Origin of the sequence: Banduia mediterranea (assembly GCF_031846245.1) — a bacterium.
GTDB classification, from domain to species: domain Bacteria; phylum Pseudomonadota; class Gammaproteobacteria; order Nevskiales; family Nevskiaceae; genus Banduia; species Banduia mediterranea.
In genome coordinates, this window is the sequence record NZ_JAVRIC010000021.1 from 16,272 (window position 1) to 33,331 (window position 17,060).

The 17,060-nt window shown below is 63.9% G+C and carries 17 protein-coding genes and 1 tRNA gene; 10 read left to right on the plus strand and 8 right to left on the minus strand.

Annotated elements, in window-relative coordinates:
• Positions 1 to 9 precede the first annotated feature (9 nt).
• From murA to hisD, 3 genes are all read left to right on the plus strand, one after another.
• The gene (murA, locus tag RM530_RS13680) at positions 10 to 1,266 is read left to right on the plus strand and encodes a UDP-N-acetylglucosamine 1-carboxyvinyltransferase (RefSeq protein ID WP_311365813.1); all 1,257 of its coding nucleotides are present in this window, start codon (positions 10 to 12) and stop codon (positions 1,264 to 1,266) included.
• 377 nt (positions 1,267 to 1,643) lie between these two features.
• The gene (gene hisG, locus RM530_RS13685) at positions 1,644 to 2,279 is read left to right on the plus strand and encodes an ATP phosphoribosyltransferase (RefSeq protein ID WP_349256246.1); all 636 of its coding nucleotides are present in this window, start codon (positions 1,644 to 1,646) and stop codon (positions 2,277 to 2,279) included.
• Positions 2,272 to 3,567, plus strand: a complete 1,296-nt coding sequence (gene hisD, locus RM530_RS13690) for a histidinol dehydrogenase (protein WP_311365814.1) — start codon at positions 2,272 to 2,274, stop codon at positions 3,565 to 3,567. Before hisG ends, hisD begins: the two co-directional genes overlap by 8 nt.
• A 494-nt stretch (positions 3,568 to 4,061) precedes the next feature.
• Here the strand turns inward: hisD and trxB are convergent, their stop codons facing one another.
• Positions 4,062 to 5,021 (minus strand): thioredoxin-disulfide reductase, encoded by a 960-nt coding sequence (trxB, locus tag RM530_RS13695; RefSeq protein WP_311365815.1) that lies wholly within the window; start codon positions 5,019 to 5,021, stop codon positions 4,062 to 4,064.
• Positions 5,022 to 5,095: 74 nt separating this feature from the next.
• A complete protein-coding gene (locus RM530_RS13700; protein ID WP_311365817.1) occupies positions 5,096 to 5,698 on the minus strand; it encodes a peroxiredoxin in 603 nt (200 codons plus the stop codon).
• A 166-nt stretch (positions 5,699 to 5,864) separates the two neighbouring features.
• Between RM530_RS13700 and RM530_RS13705 the strand changes: the two genes are divergently transcribed.
• The 3 genes from RM530_RS13705 to RM530_RS13715 all read left to right on the plus strand — a co-directional run bounded on the left by RM530_RS13705 (position 5,865) and on the right by RM530_RS13715 (position 9,831).
• On the plus strand, positions 5,865 to 7,007 hold the full coding sequence (locus RM530_RS13705) for a PQQ-dependent sugar dehydrogenase (protein WP_311365819.1): 1,143 nt from the start codon (positions 5,865 to 5,867) through the stop codon (positions 7,005 to 7,007).
• A gap of 138 nt (positions 7,008 to 7,145) precedes the next feature.
• Entirely contained in the window at positions 7,146 to 8,996 is a 1,851-nt protein-coding gene (sppA, locus tag RM530_RS13710; protein ID WP_311365820.1) for a signal peptide peptidase SppA, read from the plus strand.
• 1 nt (position 8,997) lies between these two features.
• A complete protein-coding gene (locus tag RM530_RS13715; protein ID WP_311365821.1) occupies positions 8,998 to 9,831 on the plus strand; it encodes an alpha/beta fold hydrolase in 834 nt (277 codons plus the stop codon).
• On the opposite strand, the gene nadC is transcribed toward RM530_RS13715, so the two are convergent.
• The 3 genes from nadC to RM530_RS13730 form a co-directional block, all read right to left on the minus strand.
• Entirely contained in the window at positions 9,824 to 10,747 is a 924-nt protein-coding gene (nadC, locus tag RM530_RS13720; RefSeq protein WP_311365823.1) for a carboxylating nicotinate-nucleotide diphosphorylase, read from the minus strand. The genes RM530_RS13715 and nadC overlap by 8 nt on opposite strands.
• Before the next feature lie 107 nt (positions 10,748 to 10,854).
• The gene (gene argF, locus RM530_RS13725) at positions 10,855 to 11,751 is read right to left on the minus strand and encodes an ornithine carbamoyltransferase (RefSeq protein ID WP_311365824.1); all 897 of its coding nucleotides are present in this window, start codon (positions 11,749 to 11,751) and stop codon (positions 10,855 to 10,857) included.
• Positions 11,752 to 11,868: 117 nt separating this feature from the next.
• Positions 11,869 to 12,444 carry a superoxide dismutase gene (locus tag RM530_RS13730; RefSeq protein WP_311365825.1) on the minus strand — a complete coding sequence of 192 codons (576 nt, stop codon included), beginning with the start codon at positions 12,442 to 12,444 and terminating at the stop codon, positions 11,869 to 11,871.
• Positions 12,445 to 12,727: 283 nt separating this feature from the next.
• Here RM530_RS13730 and grxD point away from each other — a divergent pair, with 283 nt between their 5' ends.
• Entirely contained in the window at positions 12,728 to 13,051 is a 324-nt protein-coding gene (grxD, locus tag RM530_RS13735) for a Grx4 family monothiol glutaredoxin (protein WP_311365826.1), read from the plus strand.
• Positions 13,052 to 13,286: 235 nt separating this feature from the next.
• Here grxD and RM530_RS13740 read toward each other — a convergent pair whose 3' ends face one another.
• The gene (locus RM530_RS13740) at positions 13,287 to 13,439 is read right to left on the minus strand and encodes a hypothetical protein (RefSeq protein ID WP_311365827.1); all 153 of its coding nucleotides are present in this window, start codon (positions 13,437 to 13,439) and stop codon (positions 13,287 to 13,289) included.
• A 151-nt stretch (positions 13,440 to 13,590) separates the two neighbouring features.
• On the opposite strand from RM530_RS13740, the gene icd reads away from it, so the two are divergent.
• From icd to RM530_RS13760, 3 genes are all read left to right on the plus strand, one after another.
• Positions 13,591 to 15,348 carry an isocitrate dehydrogenase (NADP(+)) gene (gene icd / locus RM530_RS13745; RefSeq protein ID WP_349256247.1) on the plus strand — a complete coding sequence of 586 codons (1,758 nt, stop codon included), beginning with the start codon at positions 13,591 to 13,593 and terminating at the stop codon, positions 15,346 to 15,348.
• A 69-nt stretch (positions 15,349 to 15,417) separates the two neighbouring features.
• Positions 15,418 to 16,392 (plus strand): NAD(P)H-dependent flavin oxidoreductase, encoded by a 975-nt coding sequence (locus RM530_RS13755; RefSeq protein WP_311365828.1) that lies wholly within the window; start codon positions 15,418 to 15,420, stop codon positions 16,390 to 16,392.
• Between the two features lie 70 nt (positions 16,393 to 16,462).
• Positions 16,463 to 16,615 carry a hypothetical protein gene (locus tag RM530_RS13760; RefSeq protein WP_311365829.1) on the plus strand — a complete coding sequence of 51 codons (153 nt, stop codon included), beginning with the start codon at positions 16,463 to 16,465 and terminating at the stop codon, positions 16,613 to 16,615.
• 21 nt (positions 16,616 to 16,636) lie between these two features.
• Here the strand turns inward: RM530_RS13760 and RM530_RS13765 are convergent.
• Together RM530_RS13765 and RM530_RS13770 are read right to left on the minus strand one after the other, a co-directional pair.
• A tRNA-Arg gene (locus RM530_RS13765) sits at positions 16,637 to 16,712 on the minus strand.
• Positions 16,713 to 16,857: 145 nt separating this feature from the next.
• Entirely contained in the window at positions 16,858 to 17,034 is a 177-nt protein-coding gene (locus RM530_RS13770) for a hypothetical protein (protein WP_311365830.1), read from the minus strand.
• Positions 17,035 to 17,060: the final 26 nt, after the last annotated feature.

The window sequence follows — 17,060 nt, forward strand, 5'->3', positions numbered from 1 at the left end:
ACACGCCCCATGGACAAACTGATCGTCGAAGGCAATGGCCCGCTCCGGGGCGATGTCCGCGCATCCGGTGCCAAGAACGCCTCCTTGCCGATCCTGTGCGCCTGCCTGCTGTCCGACGAGCCCTTGCACGTCAGCAATGTGCCCGAGCTGCACGATGTCACCACCACCAAGCGTCTGCTCGCGCAGATGGGCGTGAAGGTCTCGCTCGGGGAAGCCAACAGCGTCACCGTCGATGCCCGCGGCGTGCACACGCATATCGCGCCGTACGAACTGGTGAAGACCATGCGCGCCTCCATCCTCGTGCTGGGGCCGCTGGTGGCGCGCCACGGCGAGGCGCAGGTGTCCTTGCCCGGTGGCTGCGCGATCGGCGCGCGCCCGGTCAATGTCCACCTTGAGGGGCTCAAGGCGATGGGCGCGGAAATCCTGCTCGAAGACGGTTTCATCAAGGCCCGTGCGTCACGCCTGCGCGGGACCACCGTGGTGATGGAGCAGGTGTCGGTGACCGGCACCGAGAATCTGATGATGGCGGCCTGTCTGGCCGAAGGCACCACGGTGCTCGAAAACGCCGCGCGAGAGCCGGAAGTCGTCGATCTGGCGGTCTGCCTGACGGCCATGGGCGCGCGGATCCGGGGCGCCGGAACCTCGACGGTCGTGGTGGAAGGCGTGGAGCGGCTGCACGAGGCCCGCCATCACGTGCTGCCGGACCGCATCGAAACCGGCACCTTCCTGGTGGCCGCGGCGATGACACGTGGCCGCATCACGGTGCACGACACCGACCCGGACCAGCTCGATGCCGTGCTTCAGAAACTGCGTGGTGCGGGTGCCGTGATCCTGGCCGGCGACAGCACCATCGAACTGGACATGCGTGGCGCGCGGCCGCGCAGCGTGGACGTTCACACCGCGCCGCATCCCGGTTTCCCGACCGACATGCAGGCGCAGTTCATGGCACTCGACGCGCTTGCCGAAGGCGCCGGAATCATCACCGAGACCATTTTCGAGAACCGGTTCATGCACGCGCTGGAACTGCAGCGCCTCGGCGCCGATATTCGTATCGAGGGACACACCGCCGTCGTCAGTGGTCGCGAGCGGCTCAAGGGCGCGCCGGTGATGGCGACCGATCTGCGCGCATCGGCCTCACTGGTGCTGGCCGCCCTGGTCGCCGAAGGCGAGACCCTGATCGACCGCATCTACCACATCGATCGTGGCTACGAGCACATCGAGGACAAGTTGCGCGGACTCGGCGCCAAGATTCGACGTCAGTCCTGAAGGCGGCTTCGGGCTTCAGAAATCGCCTGGCGACCGGCGTGCGATGCAGACTGAACGGCGCCGATTGAGCGATCGGCGGGCCGGGACCGCCGTTTCGTGTTGCGTGATTCGTTGAGATGGCTCAGGTTGACTCAGCGCCCCCGGCCTGGAGAAGTGCATTGCCGCAATTCCCAGAAGTCGCAGCCGTCATCGTCGGCCTGGGTCTGCTCGGTGCTTGCCGCCCAGGGCCGCCCGATGCGTTGCCCGCGTTCACCGATTCGGTGTGATGATTCATCTGGTGGTACCGCCCCGGTAGCCGCCGCGGGGTTTCTCGGCGGCGATTGCCGGGGCTCGGTACAATCGCGCGCCCAAGCCCAAGCCAAACAACCACGGCGGCCATGACCATGCTGACGCTGGCTCTCTCGAAGGGCCGCATACTCGAGGAAACCCTGCCGACACTTCAGGCGATCGGTCTGCAGCCGGCTGGCGATATCGATCGGCTGCTGCGCGTGCCTTCACGCCATCCTGAGGTCCAGCATCTGATCATCCGCCCCACGGATGTGCCGACCTATGTGGAATACGGCGCTGCCGATTTCGGCATCGTCGGCAAGGACATCCTGATGGAGCACGGCAGTGGATCGCTCTACGAGCCGCTGGATCTCGGCATCGCACAATGCAGGCTGATGGTGGCCGGCTTGCCCGGAACCAAACCTCTGCGCCACCGTCGTCTGCGCGTGGCGACCAAATATCCCGAAATCACGCGGCGCTACTTCGCGCAGCAGGGCAAACAGGTCGAGATCATCAAGCTGTATGGCTCGATGGAACTGGCGCCGCTGGTGGAACTGGCGGACGTAATCGTCGATCTCGTCGCCACCGGCAAGACGCTCAAGGCCAACGGCCTGGTCGTGCTGGAGCACATCGCGGACGTGTCCTCGCGTCTGGTCGTCAACAAGGCCGCGATGAAGACCAAGCACGCCGCACTGCGTTACTGGCTCGACCGTTTCCGCGAGGCCACGGAGACTGCCCATGCCTGAGATCAATCGCCTCGACAGCACGAACGCGGATTTCGGGGCGCGTCTCGATGCGCTGCTCGACCGTTTGCCCGAGCGCGACTCCCAGGTGCAGAGCGTGGTCGCCGACATCATCGCGGATGTGCGTGTACGCGGCGATGCCGCAGTGCTCGAATACACGAGACGCTTCGACCGCTTGGATGCCACCAGCCTGGAGGCCCTAGAGATTCCGCGCGAGCGATTGAAGGCGGCCTGGGATGGGCTGCCGACGGCGCTGCGCGAGGCTCTGTCGACAGCGCATCGGCGCATCCGTGACTATGCTGAACGGCAGGGCCTGCAGGGTTTCAGCTTCATCGATGCGCACGGCAACGAACTCGGTCAGCGCGTCACCGCGATGGACCGCGTGGGGCTGTATGCGCCGGGCGGCAAGGCGGCGTATCCGTCGTCCGTGCTGATGAACGCCGTGCCTGCCAAGGTGGCCGGCGTGCGTGAGCTGGTGATGTGCGTGCCGACGCCCGACGGCATCGTCAACGAGACCGTGCTGGCGGCGATCCACTTGAGCGGTGTCGACCGTGTGTTCACGATCGGCGGCGCCCAGGCCGTGGCGGCGATGGCCTGCGGTACCCAGACGATTGCCCAGGTCGACAAGATCGTAGGCCCCGGCAATGCCTATGTCGCCGAGGCCAAGCGTCAGGTGTTCGGTATGGTCGGGATCGACTCGATCGCCGGCCCGTCCGAAATCGTGGTGATCTGCGATGGTCAGACCGACCCGCGCTGGACCGCGATGGACCTGTTCTCCCAGGCCGAGCATGACGAGGAAGCCCAGTCCATTCTGATCTCGCCGGACGCGGCCTATCTCGACGCGGTGCAGGCGGCGATGGACGAGCGGCTCGCAGAACTGCCACGTGCCGGGATCGTGCGTGCCTCACTGCGCGCGCGCGGCGCCCTGATCCTAGTGCGTGATCTGAGCGAAGCCGTAGGGGTTTCGAACCACATTGCGCCGGAGCATCTGGAGCTGTCCGTGGCCGATCCGGATGCCTTGCTCGACGAGGTGCGCCATGCGGGCGCGGTCTTCCTGGGGCGGCACACGCCCGAGGCCTTCGGCGACTATTGCGCCGGGCCCAATCATGTGTTGCCCACCTCGCGTGCGGCGCGTTATGCCAATCCGCTGGGCGTCTATGAATTCCAGAAACGCAGCAGCCTGATTCGTTGCAGCCCCGAGGGCGCGCGGGCGCTGGCGCCAATCGCCAGCCGGCTCGCGGACGCGGAAGGCCTGCAGGCGCATGCCGCCAGTGCCAGGGACCGTCGCTGAGCCAACGTGCCGTCCCCTGCGACTGGCGTTCCTGGCGCTGTTTGCCGACTGCGCCGTGCAATCGATGACTACAGGCGTCGTGATCGCCGGACTGTTCAACGCTGTGGTCGTTGTTCATGGTGGCGCCGAATCCGGCCAAGGTGCTGCAATTGTTCGGCGACTACGTGGGAACGGTGAAGGCACCCGGGCTGCGTTGGGCCAAGCCCCTGTACTCGAAGGTCGGCATTTCCACGCGCGTCCGCAATTTGCGTATCCGCGAACACGTCTATGACGCCTTGCGGCGATGGGCGGACGACGAGATGCGCAGCGTCGGCAGGCAGATCGAATTCCTGCTGCGCGATGCGCTGCTCAAGTCGGGGCGACTGAAATCCGGTTCGCCGGCGCGTGGAGTACGTCGACCTACGCGAAGGCCGGCGCAGTCGCCTGCGGCTCTCTGCGCCGGCCTTGTCCCTGCGTCGTTTCAGGATCAAGCGCCGTCGACCACGAATGTCTGCTCAGCCTTCGGCGAGCTTGTCGAGGTACCGCTCGGCATCCAGGGCCGCGCGGCAGCCGGTGCCGGCCGAGGTCACGGCCTGACGGTAGACATGATCCATCACGTCGCCGGCCGCGAACACGCCTTCGACGCTGGTCGCCGTGGAGTCGGCACCGGAACCGGCCTTGACCTGGATGTAGCCGTTCTCCATGTCGAGCTGGCCTTCGAAGATGCCGGTGTTCGGACGATGTCCGATCGCGACGAACACGCCGGCCAGCGGCACGTCCCGGGTCACGCCGGTCTGCGCGTGCCTGATGCGCATGCCGGTGACGCCGGTATCGTCGCCGAGCACTTCATCGAGCTCGTGATTCCACTCGATCGCAGCCTTGCCTTCCTCGACGCGCTTGGCGAGCTTGTCGTGCAGGATCTTCTCGCCGCGGAACTTGTCGCGACGGTGTACCACCGTGACCTTCTTGGCGATGTTGGACAGGTACAGCGCTTCCTCGACGGCGGTGTTGCCGCCACCGATCACGGCGACTTCCTGGTTCTTGTAGAAGAAGCCGTCGCAGGTCGCGCAGGCCGAGACGCCCTTGCCCTTGTAGGCTTCCTCCGACGGCAGGCCCAGGTACATCGCCGAGGCGCCGGTGGCGATGATCAGCGCATCGCAGGTGTAGCTGCCCTGGTCACCGACCAGCGTGAACGGACGGACCTTCACATTCACTTCATGGATATGGTCGTAGATCATCTGCGTGTTGAAGCGCTCCGCGTGCAGCCGCATGCGCTCCATCAGGTCGGGGCCGAGCAGGCCCTCGACGTCGCCGGGCCAATTGTCCACGTCGGTCGTCGTCATCAACTGCCCGCCCTGCTCCAGGCCAGTGATCAGCGCCGGATTCAGGTTGGCGCGCGCCGCATAGACTGCGGCAGTGTAGCCAGCCGGGCCCGAGCCGAGAATGATGAGGCGATGGTGTTGGCTTGTGCTCATTTTTGATTTCCATCAGACCGTAAGATCCCGCCCTCCGCGAACCGGAGGGCGGGCGTTGAGGCGACCGTGCAGATTTACAGCGACTCGCCGTGCTGCGCGAGGTATTCGGCCACGCCGGCGGTGTCCGCCTTCATCCCGCTCTGGCCCTTCTGCCAGCCAGCCGGACAGACTTCGCCATGCTCCTCGTGGAATTGCAGCGCATCGACCACGCGCAGCATATCGTCGACGTTGCGGCCCAGCGGCAGGTTGTTGACGGTCTGGTGCTGAACGATGCCTTCCTTGTCGATCAGGAACGAGGCGCGGAACGCGACGCCGGCGCCCGGGGCCTCGATGCCGTAGGCCTGAGCGATCTCGTGGGTCACATCGGCCACCATCGGGAATCCGACTTCGCCGATGCCGCCCTTGTTGATCGGCGTCTGGCGCCAGGCGAAATGGGTGAACTGCGAATCGATCGACACGCCGACGAGCTGCACGCCGCGTTCTTCGAAGGCCTTGCGGCGATGCTCGTGCGCGATGATTTCGGACGGGCAGACGAAGGTGAAGTCCAGCGGCCAGAAGAACAGCACGACATATTGGCCACGCAGTTCGGACAGTTTGAAGCTCTCGGTGATCGAGCCGTCGCCGAGTACGGCCGCGGCAGTGAAATCAGGGGCGGTACGCCCAACCAGTACGCTCATGCTTGATGCTCCTTGATGGTTTCAGCGGTCCGGATGCAGTCTGGTCGCATCAGGACGCCGAAGGATAGAAAAACCCGAATAATAGGTCAATGCAAACATTCGAATGAAATCAATAGAATTAATTAATTGACCGTGACGTCATGGTATCGTCGCTGAGGACTTGACGATGGGGTTTGCAATGCGGTTCTTCAAGTACGTCGGTGTCTGCGCGATCTTCGTGATCATGTCGAATGCCCCGATCGAGGCGGCCGCCGCCGGACCGCCCGAGCCGAGGGTGCCCGACGGTTTCAGTATCGAGACCTTTTATGACGATGTACCGGGTGCCCGCGCGCTCGCCCGGGGCGACGACGGAACGATCTACGTCTCCACCCGTGAAGTCGGATCGATCTACGCGCTGAGCGACGAAGATGGTGATGGCACGCCCGACCGACGCCGCGTGCTCGCGCAGGAGCTGAACCAACCCACTGGCATCGCCTGGCACGACGGCGATCTGTACGTGGCGGAAATCGACCACATCTGGCGCTATCCGGACATCGCCAAGCATCTCGATGCGCCGCAGCGCGAATCGGTGCGTGATGACCTTCCGGACGCCACTCACCATGGCTGGCGCTACATCGCGTTCGGACCGGACGGCAAGCTCTACGTGGCGATCGGTGCACCCTGCAACATCTGCGAACCGGGCGACTTCGTCCGGGATGGCCGCAGCCTGCAATTCGGCTCGATCACGCGCATGAATCCGGACGGCTCGGAGTGGGAAGTCTACGCGCGCGGCATCCGCAATTCGGTGGGCTTCACGTGGGACGACGAGGGTGAACTCTGGTTCACCGACAACGGCAGGGACTGGCTCGGGGACAATCTGCCGCCGGGCGAACTCAATCACGCGAGCGGTCCGGGTGAACACTTCGGCTATCCGTACTGTCACGGCGGTACCGTGCCGGACCCGGAATTCGGAAAGGGCAGGGACTGTGACGAATTTGTGGCGCCGGCGCAGGCGCTGGGGCCGCATGTGGCGCCGCTGGGCGTGAAGTTCTACACCGGCAACCAGTTCCCCGCAGCCATGCGCGGGCAGCTGTTCATTGCCGAGCATGGATCCTGGAATCGCTCGAAGCGTATCGGCTACCGCGTGACGCGTGTCAGGCTCGATGACGACAGCCAAGGCGTCGAGTACGCACCGTTCATCACCGGCTGGCTGGATGGCGAGCGAGTACGCGGCCGACCGGTTGATCTGCTGGTGCAGCCGGACGGTTCGATGCTGGTTTCGGACGATGCGCAGGGGCGGATCTACCGGGTCCGGTATACCGGCGAGTAATGCCAGCTCGACGCCGGTTCGGGTTCCGTGCGAGCGTGACCTTGCGTCGAACATCCCATTCAGGCAAGTCGTTCATAATGACGACTTCAGACCTTTTGTCCTTACAGTCCCGCCGCTGCGGGCTTACATGTGCCGTCAATGACCAAAGAAAAATCCCTGATCCGTCGCGTCTTCGGATTCATCTGGGGCGCCGTCGTTCTGGTGTATCGGGCGATCGTGGTGATCAGCCTGCTGCTGTCCGTTTTTATCCTCTACATGATGTTCGCCGGTGGGCAGCCGCCAGCCATCGAAGACAACATCGCGCTGGTCGTGGCCCCGGCCGGCACCCTGGTCGACGCCAGCGATCAGGATCCGGCGCAGCGCTTCTTCGAGGAACTCAGCGGGGAAGGCCCGTCGCAGACCCAGGTCGGCGATCTGGTCGAGGCGATCGATCGCGCGGCCGAGGATGATCGCATCAGCATGATCGCGCTGAAGCTGGATGAAATGACGGCCGCGGGCATGGCGCAGGTCGAGGAGGTCGGCATGGCGCTGGACCGTTTCAAGGCCAGCGGCAAGCCGGTCACGGTCTACGGCCAGTTCTTCGGTCAATCGCAGTATCTGCTGGCTTCCCACGCCAGCGATATTTCTCTGGACCCGATGGGTTCGGTGCTGATCGAAGGGTTCTCCAGCTACGGCTATTTCTTCAAGGACGGACTCGACAAGCTCGGGCTCAATGTCCATGTGTTCCGGGTGGGCGAGTACAAGTCGGCGGTCGAGCCGTTCCTGCGCAACGACATGTCGGAGGCGGCCAAGACGGCGAATCGCGACTGGCTGGGTGATCTCTGGAGCGTCTATGGTGATGAGATCGCCGCGCAGCGTGGTCCCGACGCCCAGCCGGTGACGAACTACGTACAGAGCCTGGCCGACGAGATGGAACGCAGCGGGGGCGATTCGGCCAGCGTTGCGCTGGATGCCGGCTTGGTCACGCGCCTGGAAACACTCGGCGAATACCGTGCCCGTATGGGCCAGACCGTGGGCATCGACGAGGAAGGACATGGCAGCTTCCGTCAGGTGCGCGACCTGGCCTATCTGAAGTCGGTGCGTCATCACCAGCCGAGCACCGCTGCGCGCAAGGTTGCCGTGGTCACGGTGCAGGGCGCCATCGTCGATGGATTCGGTGAGCCCGGACAGGCCGGCGGCGACCTGATCGCCAGTCTGCTCGATGAGGCCCGCCGCGACGACGAGGTTGATGCCATAGTCCTGCGTGTCGATTCACCCGGCGGCAGCGTGACCGCGTCCGAGCGCATCCGTCGCGCCGTGATCGCGCTGCGTGACGATGGCAAGCCGGTGGTGGCCTCGATGTCCTCGGTGGCCGCGTCCGGCGGCTACTGGGTGTCGATGTCGACTGACAAGATCTACGCCTATCCCAGCACCGTCACCGGCTCGATCGGTATCTTCGGCCTGTTGCTGACTACCGAGGACACGTTCTCGAAGCTCGGCATCAGTGTCGACGGCGTCGGCACCACCTCCTTGGCCGGTGCGTTCCGCGGCGACCGTCCGCTGTCGCCCGATGTCTCGCGCATCATCCAGGCGAGCATCGAACACGGCTACCAGACCTTCATCAATGGCGTCGCCCAGGGGCGCGACATGCCGGCGGAACGTGTCGAGGAGATCGCGCGCGGTCGCGTCTGGAGCGGCCTGGACGCCCAGGAACTGGGCCTGGTCGATGCGCTCGGCAGCTTCGACGACGCGGTGCAGGCCGCTGCGGAACTGGCGGGTCTGAGCGAAGGGGAGTATCAGATCGACCGGCGCGAACCCGACTGGGGTTTCCCGGCAAATCTGCTGCAGCAACTGCGTCCGCGCCTGAGCCTGTCGATGCTGCCTGGCCTCGGCTCGGCACTGGAGAAGATGGCCGCGCAACTGGACTGGAGCCGGCGGCTGGCCTGGGTCAACGATCCGCAGCACCAGTACGCCTACTGCTTCTGCGATACCCGCGACGCGATGCGCTGACATGGATACGCTGGTCGTCGATGGAATGCGCATTTGCTATACGGCTGCGGGCTCCGGTCCACCGCTGTTGCTGATTCATGGCCTCGGCGCCAATCGCAGCGACTGGGATTCGCAGATTCCGGAGTTCTCCAAGCACTACCGGGTGATCGCCCCGGATCTTCCGGGCTACGGCGACAGTGCCAAACCCTTGCGCCTGTACTCGGTGCCGTATTTCGCGCAGCTGATGTGGCAGCTGTGTGATCGTCTGGGCCTGGAACAGATCAGCATCGTCGGGCACTCCATGGGCGGCGCCACGGCGTTGCAGATGGCCGTGGATGCGCCTGATCGGGTCGAGCGCATGGTCATCGCCAACAGTGTTCCGACCTTCACGCCGCGCAATTTCGAGGAGTATCGGGAATTCGCGCTGCGCATGGGGCTGATGACGGTGTTCGGGCCGCGTCTGCTCGCCACGTTCATGTCGCGCCGGATGTTTCCGCGCGCCGACCAGACCGCGCAGCGCGAACGTTCGATCGCACGCAGCAAGCACAATCACCGCCATACCTATCTGGTGAGCCTGCTGGCGCTGGCGCGCTGGTCGGTACGCGCGGACCTGCCCAAGCTGCGGATTCCGACGCTGGTGATCGCCGCCGAGCAGGACTACTTTCCGTTCGAAGACGTCCAGCAGTTTGCCTCCGAGCTTCCGTTGGGCGAGCTTCAGGCGTTCCCCGGCACCCGGCACGGTCTGCCGATGGAAGTACCGGAAGCGTTCAACGAGTCGGTGCTGGGATTCCTGTTGCGCGAGCCGGCCCCCGCCGTCAGGCGTCGGCGACGCAAGGCGGCTGTCGAGACTACCTGAGGGCGATGCGCAGAGCGGCGTTGATGTCCGGTAGCGCGGCGCCCGGCGCCAGCAGACGCATCGACAGGTCCACGGCCTGCACATGCTTGGTCAGGCCGCCGATCGAAATCCGGTCCACGCCGGTATCGGCGATCGAGCGCACATTGTTGAGGCTGATGCCGCCGGAGGCTTCCAGCACGCTGTCGCCACGGTTGTAGCGGCGAAAATCGCGTCCCATGTTGACTGCCTTGGCGAGGATATGGGTCGGAAAATCATCCAGCAGCAGCAGGTCCACGCGTTCTTCCAGTGCGGCCTGGACCTCGCTCAGGTTCTCGGCCTCGCACATCAGCGGCACACCCGCATTCAGTGCACGCGCTGCGCGAATTGCTTCCTTGATGCCGCCGGCCGCGACAACGTGGTTTTCCTTGATCAGGATGCCGTCGTAGAGGCCGAAGCGATGATTGTCGCCGCCGCCTGCCGATACGGCATGCTTCTGCGCCGAGCGCAGACCCGGCAGCGTCTTGCGAGTATCGACGATGCGCGCCTGAGTGCCTCGAATCCGCTCCACAAAACGGCGGACCACCGTGGCCGTGCCCGACAGCGTCTGCAGGAAGTTCAGACCGGTGCGTTCGCCGGTCAGGATCGAGCGGGCGGGACCGCGCAGGACACACAGGCGACCATCCGCGCGGATGCTGGCGCCATCCTCGACGTCCCAGGCGATCTCGACGCGCGGGTCGATCTGGCGGAACACCTCGTCGAACCACGGGCGTCCGCAGAACACGGCACTTTCTCTGGCGACCACGTAGCCCACTGCCGTCGCATCCACAGCGATCAGTTTGGCGGTCACATCACCGCTGCCCACGTCCTCGGCGAGTGCGCGCGTAACGAGGGCGGTGACATCTTTCTGTACTTCATCCGGCAAGCTGTTTTGCCCCATCTATCGGTCCTGTGGGCCATTTTCAAGCGTCAACCGCGATTCACGGTGGTGTCATATGGTACGTCGCGCCGTGGCGCGCGGCGAATGCGGCGCGCGCCACCTTCAGCTCAGGGCGACAGCAGCAATTCCAGCAGCGCCTTCTGGGCATGCATCCGGTTCTCGGCTTCGGCCCAGACCACGCTCTGCGGGCCGTCGATGACCTCGGCGGTGACTTCCTCACCACGATGCGCCGGCAGGCAGTGCATGAACAGGGCGTCCGCCTTCGCCAGCTTCATCAGCGCCCCGTTCACCTGATAACCGTCGAAGGCCGACAGCCGATCGGCCTGCTCGTCTTCCTGGCCCATGCTGGCCCAGACGTCAGTGACGATCAGATCGGCGTCGCGCGCGGCAACAGCAGGGTCCTCGTCGATTTCGGCGTGGCTGCCGGCGAAGGCCAGCCAGTCCGGGTCCGGTTCGAAACCCTTGGGGCAGGCTACGGCGAGCTGGAAGTCGAACAGGCGTGCCGCTTCCAGAAACGAATTGCAGACATTGTTGCCATCACCGATCCAGGCCACGCGCCGTCCCGCGATCGGCCCGCGCAGTTCGACGAAGGTCTGGATATCGGCCAGCAGCTGGCAGGGGTGAGTCCTGTCGGTGAGGCCATTGATGACCGGAACGCGCGAATGCTGCGCGATCTCCTCAAGCTCCGCCTGGGAATCGTTACGCACCATGATTCCGTCGCACATCGACGACAGCACGCGGGCGGTGTCGGCCAGCGGTTCGCCGCGGCCGAGCTGCGTGTCGCGCGGCGACAGAAACAGCGCGTGGCCGCCCAGTTGCAACATCGCCACCTCGAACGAAACGCGCGTTCGGGTCGAGCTTTTCTGGAAAACCATCGCCAGACAGCGGCCGGCCAAAGGCCGCGCATGCTCGTGGCGCGTGGCCTTGAGCACGATGGCCCGGTCAATCAATGCGTGCAGTTCGGACGCTGCGAGGTCCGAAAGAAGTCGAAAATGACGCGTCACGGTGTGAGTCCCCGAAAAGTTCCGCCGTGACGCAGCACGGCGCAACCAGGCCACAGCCCGAAAGCAAAAGGCCGCCTCGCGGCGGCCCTGAGCTTCAAGCCTTGTTCAGCAGACAGCTTACCCGAGATTCTGCTCCACGAAATCCCAGTTCACCAGCGCCCAGAAGTGCTCCAGATAGGTCGGGCGCGCGTTGCGATAGTCAATGTAGTAGGCGTGTTCCCAGACATCGCAGGTCAGCAGCGCGGTCTTGCCCTCGGTCATCGGTGTGCCGGCATTGGCGGTGCTCATGATTTCGAGCGAACCGTCGCTGTTCTTGACCAGCCAGGCCCAGCCCGAGCCGAAGGTACCGGCGGCCACGTCGGAAAACTTTTTCTTGAAGTCTTCGATACCGCCGAAATTCTGGATCAGCGCGTCGGCCAGCGCCTTGCCCGGCTCACCGGAATTCGGCGTCAGGCAGTTCCAGAAAAACGAGTGATTCCAGACCTGAGCAACCTGGTTGAACAGCTTGCCGGACGACTTCATGATGATGTCTTCCAGCGCCATGCTTTCGTATTCGGTACCAGGAATGATCTCATTGGCAGTATCGAGATATTTCTTGTGATGCTTGCCGTAGTGAAAGTCGAGCGTCTCGGCCGACATATGTGGCGCGAGTGCATCGCGGGGGTACGGCAGCTCGGGCAACGTCAGGGCCATATCATTTCCTCTTGGTTGGCTGGGGCCGGCGCGGGGTACGCGGCCTTGCTTTGGGGGTCGCCAGTGGCAACTGCCGAAAACCTTAGGCCACGACCATGACATTTTCAAGCGAATTCGCGATTGATCGCCAAGTCGCCGAGCGCCTGCCAATGCGTTGACAGACGGGCGTTCAGCGGGTGTTCGGTTGCCCCCACGAGGCCCAGTTTGGCGGCGGATTCGGAATTGACGGGGCAAACGCCTATAATCAGCGGCCGCAATAGCCCACGTGCCCTAGAGGTGGCCTATGGACGCGCTCGAGCGCATTGAAAAGCAGGTTTCCGAAAATCCCATCATCGTCTACATGAAGGGCAGTCCGGATTTTCCCCAGTGTGGATTCTCCGCACGAGTTGTGCAGGTTCTGAAGTCCTGCGGGGTGGAGTTCGCCTACGTCAATATTTATGAAGACGAGGAGATTTACCGCGCGCTTCCGAAATATGCGAATTGGCCGACATTTCCGCAATTGTTCGTCAAGGGCGAACTGGTCGGCGGCTGCGACATCACGCTGGATCTCAACGAGTCCGGCGAGTTGAAGAAGATGCTGGAGGAGGCCGCAGGCCTCAAAGCCTGATGCCCTGAGAGCAAGTGCATGAGATGTACCAGAGCGGCGGCCTGTTTGCGGACAGGCCGCCTTTTTTTTCTGAAATAGAGCGCGCCCCAAGCCACGCCCTGGCCGAGGTCGTTGATCAGCGTACGCAGCGCGGCCACCCGTTTCGTCGCTGACAGCGCCCTGGGCCAGTCCCTCGACCGATTCGATGGTGTTGTCGGCAGATATTCGCCGGCCTCGCGCAGCGCGGTCGCAAAGTTCACCACGGCGGCCCCTCGGCAGTCGGTGTCGCGACATACGCGGCGCCACCGGCCGGCAGCCGGCCGCCGCCGTGCGAGACCGTGGCCATCAGCGCGCCGTCGACCGCCCGAGCCTGCGCGCGCCGCGAAGGCTTCGCCAGCGAGGTGCCCATCAATTCGGCGGACGCACGGAACGCTTCAGGGGGGCACCGATCGGTGGTTGGTCTGCCTGCGTGAATGTCCGGTTCTGCGAGGGGCAGGGTATACAATAGCCATCTGCGCATCACGCCAGGCCGATCCCGAATCCGCAAGGAGATAAAGACGATGGCTCGACACGTTCGATACCCTGAAGCCGGCGAAAAAGTTCGCATCGACAATGGCAAGCTACTGGTGCCGAGCCAGCCGATCATTGGCTACGTCGAAGGTGACGGTATCGGCCCGGACATCACCCGGGCCTGTCTGCGGGTCTGGGACGCGGCGGTCGAAAAAGCGTACGGCGGCGAACGCAGGATCCACTGGTGCGAAGTGTTTCTCGGTGAAAAGGCGGCCGGGCTCTACGATGGCGACTACTGTCCCGCCGAAACGCTGGAGGCGCTCAGCGACCTCGTCATTTCGATCAAGGGGCCGCTGACCACGCCGGTCGGCGGCGGCTTTCGCTCGCTCAACGTCGCGTTGCGTCAGGATCTGGACCTGTACGCCTGCGTGCGCCCGGTCCGCCACTATGCCGGGGTGCCGAGTCCGCTGAAGGCTCCCGGCAAAGTTGACGTGGTGATCTTTCGTGAGAACACCGAAGACGTCTATGCCGGCATCGAATACAAGGCCGGCACGCCCGAAAACCTCAAGCTCGCCAAATTCCTGCGCGAAGAGCTGAACGCCAAGTTCTTCAATGACGCGGGCCTGGGCGTCAAGCCGATTTCGGAATTCGGTTCCAAGCGCTTGGTGCGCAAGGCCATCCAGTACGCGATCGACAATGGACGCGAATCGGTGACCCTGGTGCACAAGGGCAACATCATGAAGTTCACCGAAGGCGCGTTCCGCAGCTGGGGTTACGAGGTGGCGCGCGAGGAGTTCGGCGAGGTCACCATCACCGAGGAACAGCTCTACGGCGAGTTCAAGGGCAAGGTTCCAGACGGACGGATCGTCATCAAGGACCGTATCGCCGACATCATGTTCCAGATGATGCTGCTGCGTCCTGAGGAGTTCGACGTGCTCGCCACGATGAACCTCAACGGGGATTTTCTCTCCGACGCGATCGCGGCCGAGGTCGGCGGCGTCGGCATCGCGCCGGGCGCCAACATGGCCGACCACGTGGCGGTGTTCGAAGCAACGCACGGCACCGCGCCCAAGTACGCCAACCTCAACAAGGTCAACCCGGGGTCGCTGCTGTTTTCGGGCGTGATGATGCTGGAGTATATGGGGTGGCAGGAAGCCGCGGACCTGATCACCCTGGCCTATCCGGAAGTGGTCACCGACGGCATCGTCACCTATGATTTCGCTCGCCAGATCGACGGCGCCACTGAAGTCGGCACCTCACAGTTCGCCGACGCGCTGATCGAACGCCTTCAGGGCGGTATCGACCTGGATGCGAAGCGGCGCGCGCAGCAGGAACAGTTGATGAAGGAGCGCAAGCAGCGCGAAATCCGCCGTCTGCTGCAGCCCATGGAAGAGCTGGTCGCGACCGGCAAAGTCCCCACCTCGGTGCGCGACCTGATGGCGCGCTCCCTGATCACCGTGACCGACGAGGAAAACGTGGAGACCGCGATGCACGTGATGGCGGACGCGGGAGTCTCCAGCGTGGTGGTGGAGCCGGACGCGAATGGCGCCTGGGGTATCCTCACCAAGCGCGACATCGTCACCAAAATCGTCAATGGCGACCGGAATCCGGCGACCACCAAGGTCGGTGAGATCGCGACGAGGCCTGTGGTCTCGGTCGCGGCCGAAGCCTCTGTTCGGGAGGCGGCCAGCCTGCTGTCGAGGCGGAATTTCTCACGTCTGACAATCGAGGAAGGCGGGCGTGTGATCGGCATGATTACCGAAGACGATATCTTCTCCACGGTGGAGCGCTTCGGCTGGTCCGAGTGAGCGGTGTCGACACCGGGCGGCCAGCTCGGGCGCGCAAAACAAGAATATTCTCGTACTCAGGAGTATCAGATGGCCTTGCCCAAGATTCTGGAAGGCCGGCTCAGCCTGCCGGTGGTATGTTCGCCGATGTTCATCGTCTCCAACCCGGACCTGGTGATCGCGCAGTGCAAGGCCGGCGTCGTCGGTTCATTTCCGTCACTCAACGCACGCCCCGCCGCGATGTTCGAGCAGTGGCTGCAACGCATCGGCGCCGAGCTCGAGGCGCACAGTCAGGCACATCCGGAGCAGCCCACCGCGCCGTTCGCCGTCAACCTGATCGTGCATCGGTCCAACGACCGTCTGCTGCATGATCTCGAGCTATGTGTGAAGTACAAGGTGCCGATCGTCATCACCTCGCTCGGTGCGCGCAGTGACGTCAACGAGGCGATTCACAGTTACGGCGGCATCGTGCTGCACGACATCATCAATGACCGTTTCGCGCGCAAGGCGATCGAGAAGGGGGCCGATGGCCTGATTGCCGTCGCTGCCGGCGCCGGTGGGCACGCGGGAACGACTTCGCCATTCGCGCTGGTGCAGGAAATTCGCGAATGGTTCGACGGTCCGCTGCTGCTGTCCGGTTGCATTGCCAACGGCCGTTCCGTGCTGGCGGCGCAGGCCATGGGGGCCGATCTGGCCTATATCGGATCGGCCTTCATCGCGACCGACGAGGCCAACGCGATCGGCGACTACAAGCAGATGGTGGTCGATAGCCACGCAGCGGACATCGTCTACACGAGCCAATTCAGCGGAGTGAACGGCAACTACCTGAAACCTTCGATCGCCCGCGCCGGGATGGACCCGGATAACCTGGCCGATGGTGACGCCAGCGCAATGGACTTCGGTACAGCCGAAGTGAGCGACGGTACGGTCGGCCCCAAGGCCTGGAAGGACATCTGGGGTTGTGGGCAGGGGATTGGAGCGATCAAGGCGATCGAGTCCGTCGGCCAGCGGGTGGAACGCCTGCTATGCGAGTACCAGGCTGCGCGCCGGGCGCTTTGCGGCTGAGCGCGTTCGGGGCTCGGCTGAACGAGGCGTCGCGAGCAGCCAGCTGCCCGGCAGCACAGCGCACAGCGTCATGGCCAGCTGCAAGGTGCCGATGCCGGCCAGTCGGATCGTACCGATCTGGGATTTTAGCGTGAATCACGCACTGCGTGATGCCGAATTCACCCGCTTTTATGAAAAATTCGGGCCAGAGATTCCGTGGTGCGTCGCAGGTTTGGATGGCTGATCTGTACCCAGAATGCAAAGTTGGCGCCCCGGGTAGGAATCGAACCTACGACCCTCTTCTTAGGAGGAAGATGCTCTATCCACTGAGCTACCGAGGCGCAGATCATTGCATCTGCCGGAGCAACCGCAATTCCTTGAGGACTGCGGCGAACTGGACCTCCAGCGACGCATTGTCGGCCGACTGAAGGGCTAGCCGGTGCATTTTAAGCGCAATCTGTTCGACACGCAGCTGTGTGTACCGCTTCAACAGCGGTCCTCTCGGTACTGGCCAATCAGCTCAGGCGTAAGGACGGCGAGCGGGATGTTCCCCATTTCGCGGTTCAGGGGGCCGGCGCAGCTCTTGGCGGCACCGGGCGAACCAAGGCTTGGCGCGACCTCTGCCATGTAACGATCAATGATCACGCCAAGTGTCGCCTTCATTCGAGCGCTCCTCACCGGACAGGTCA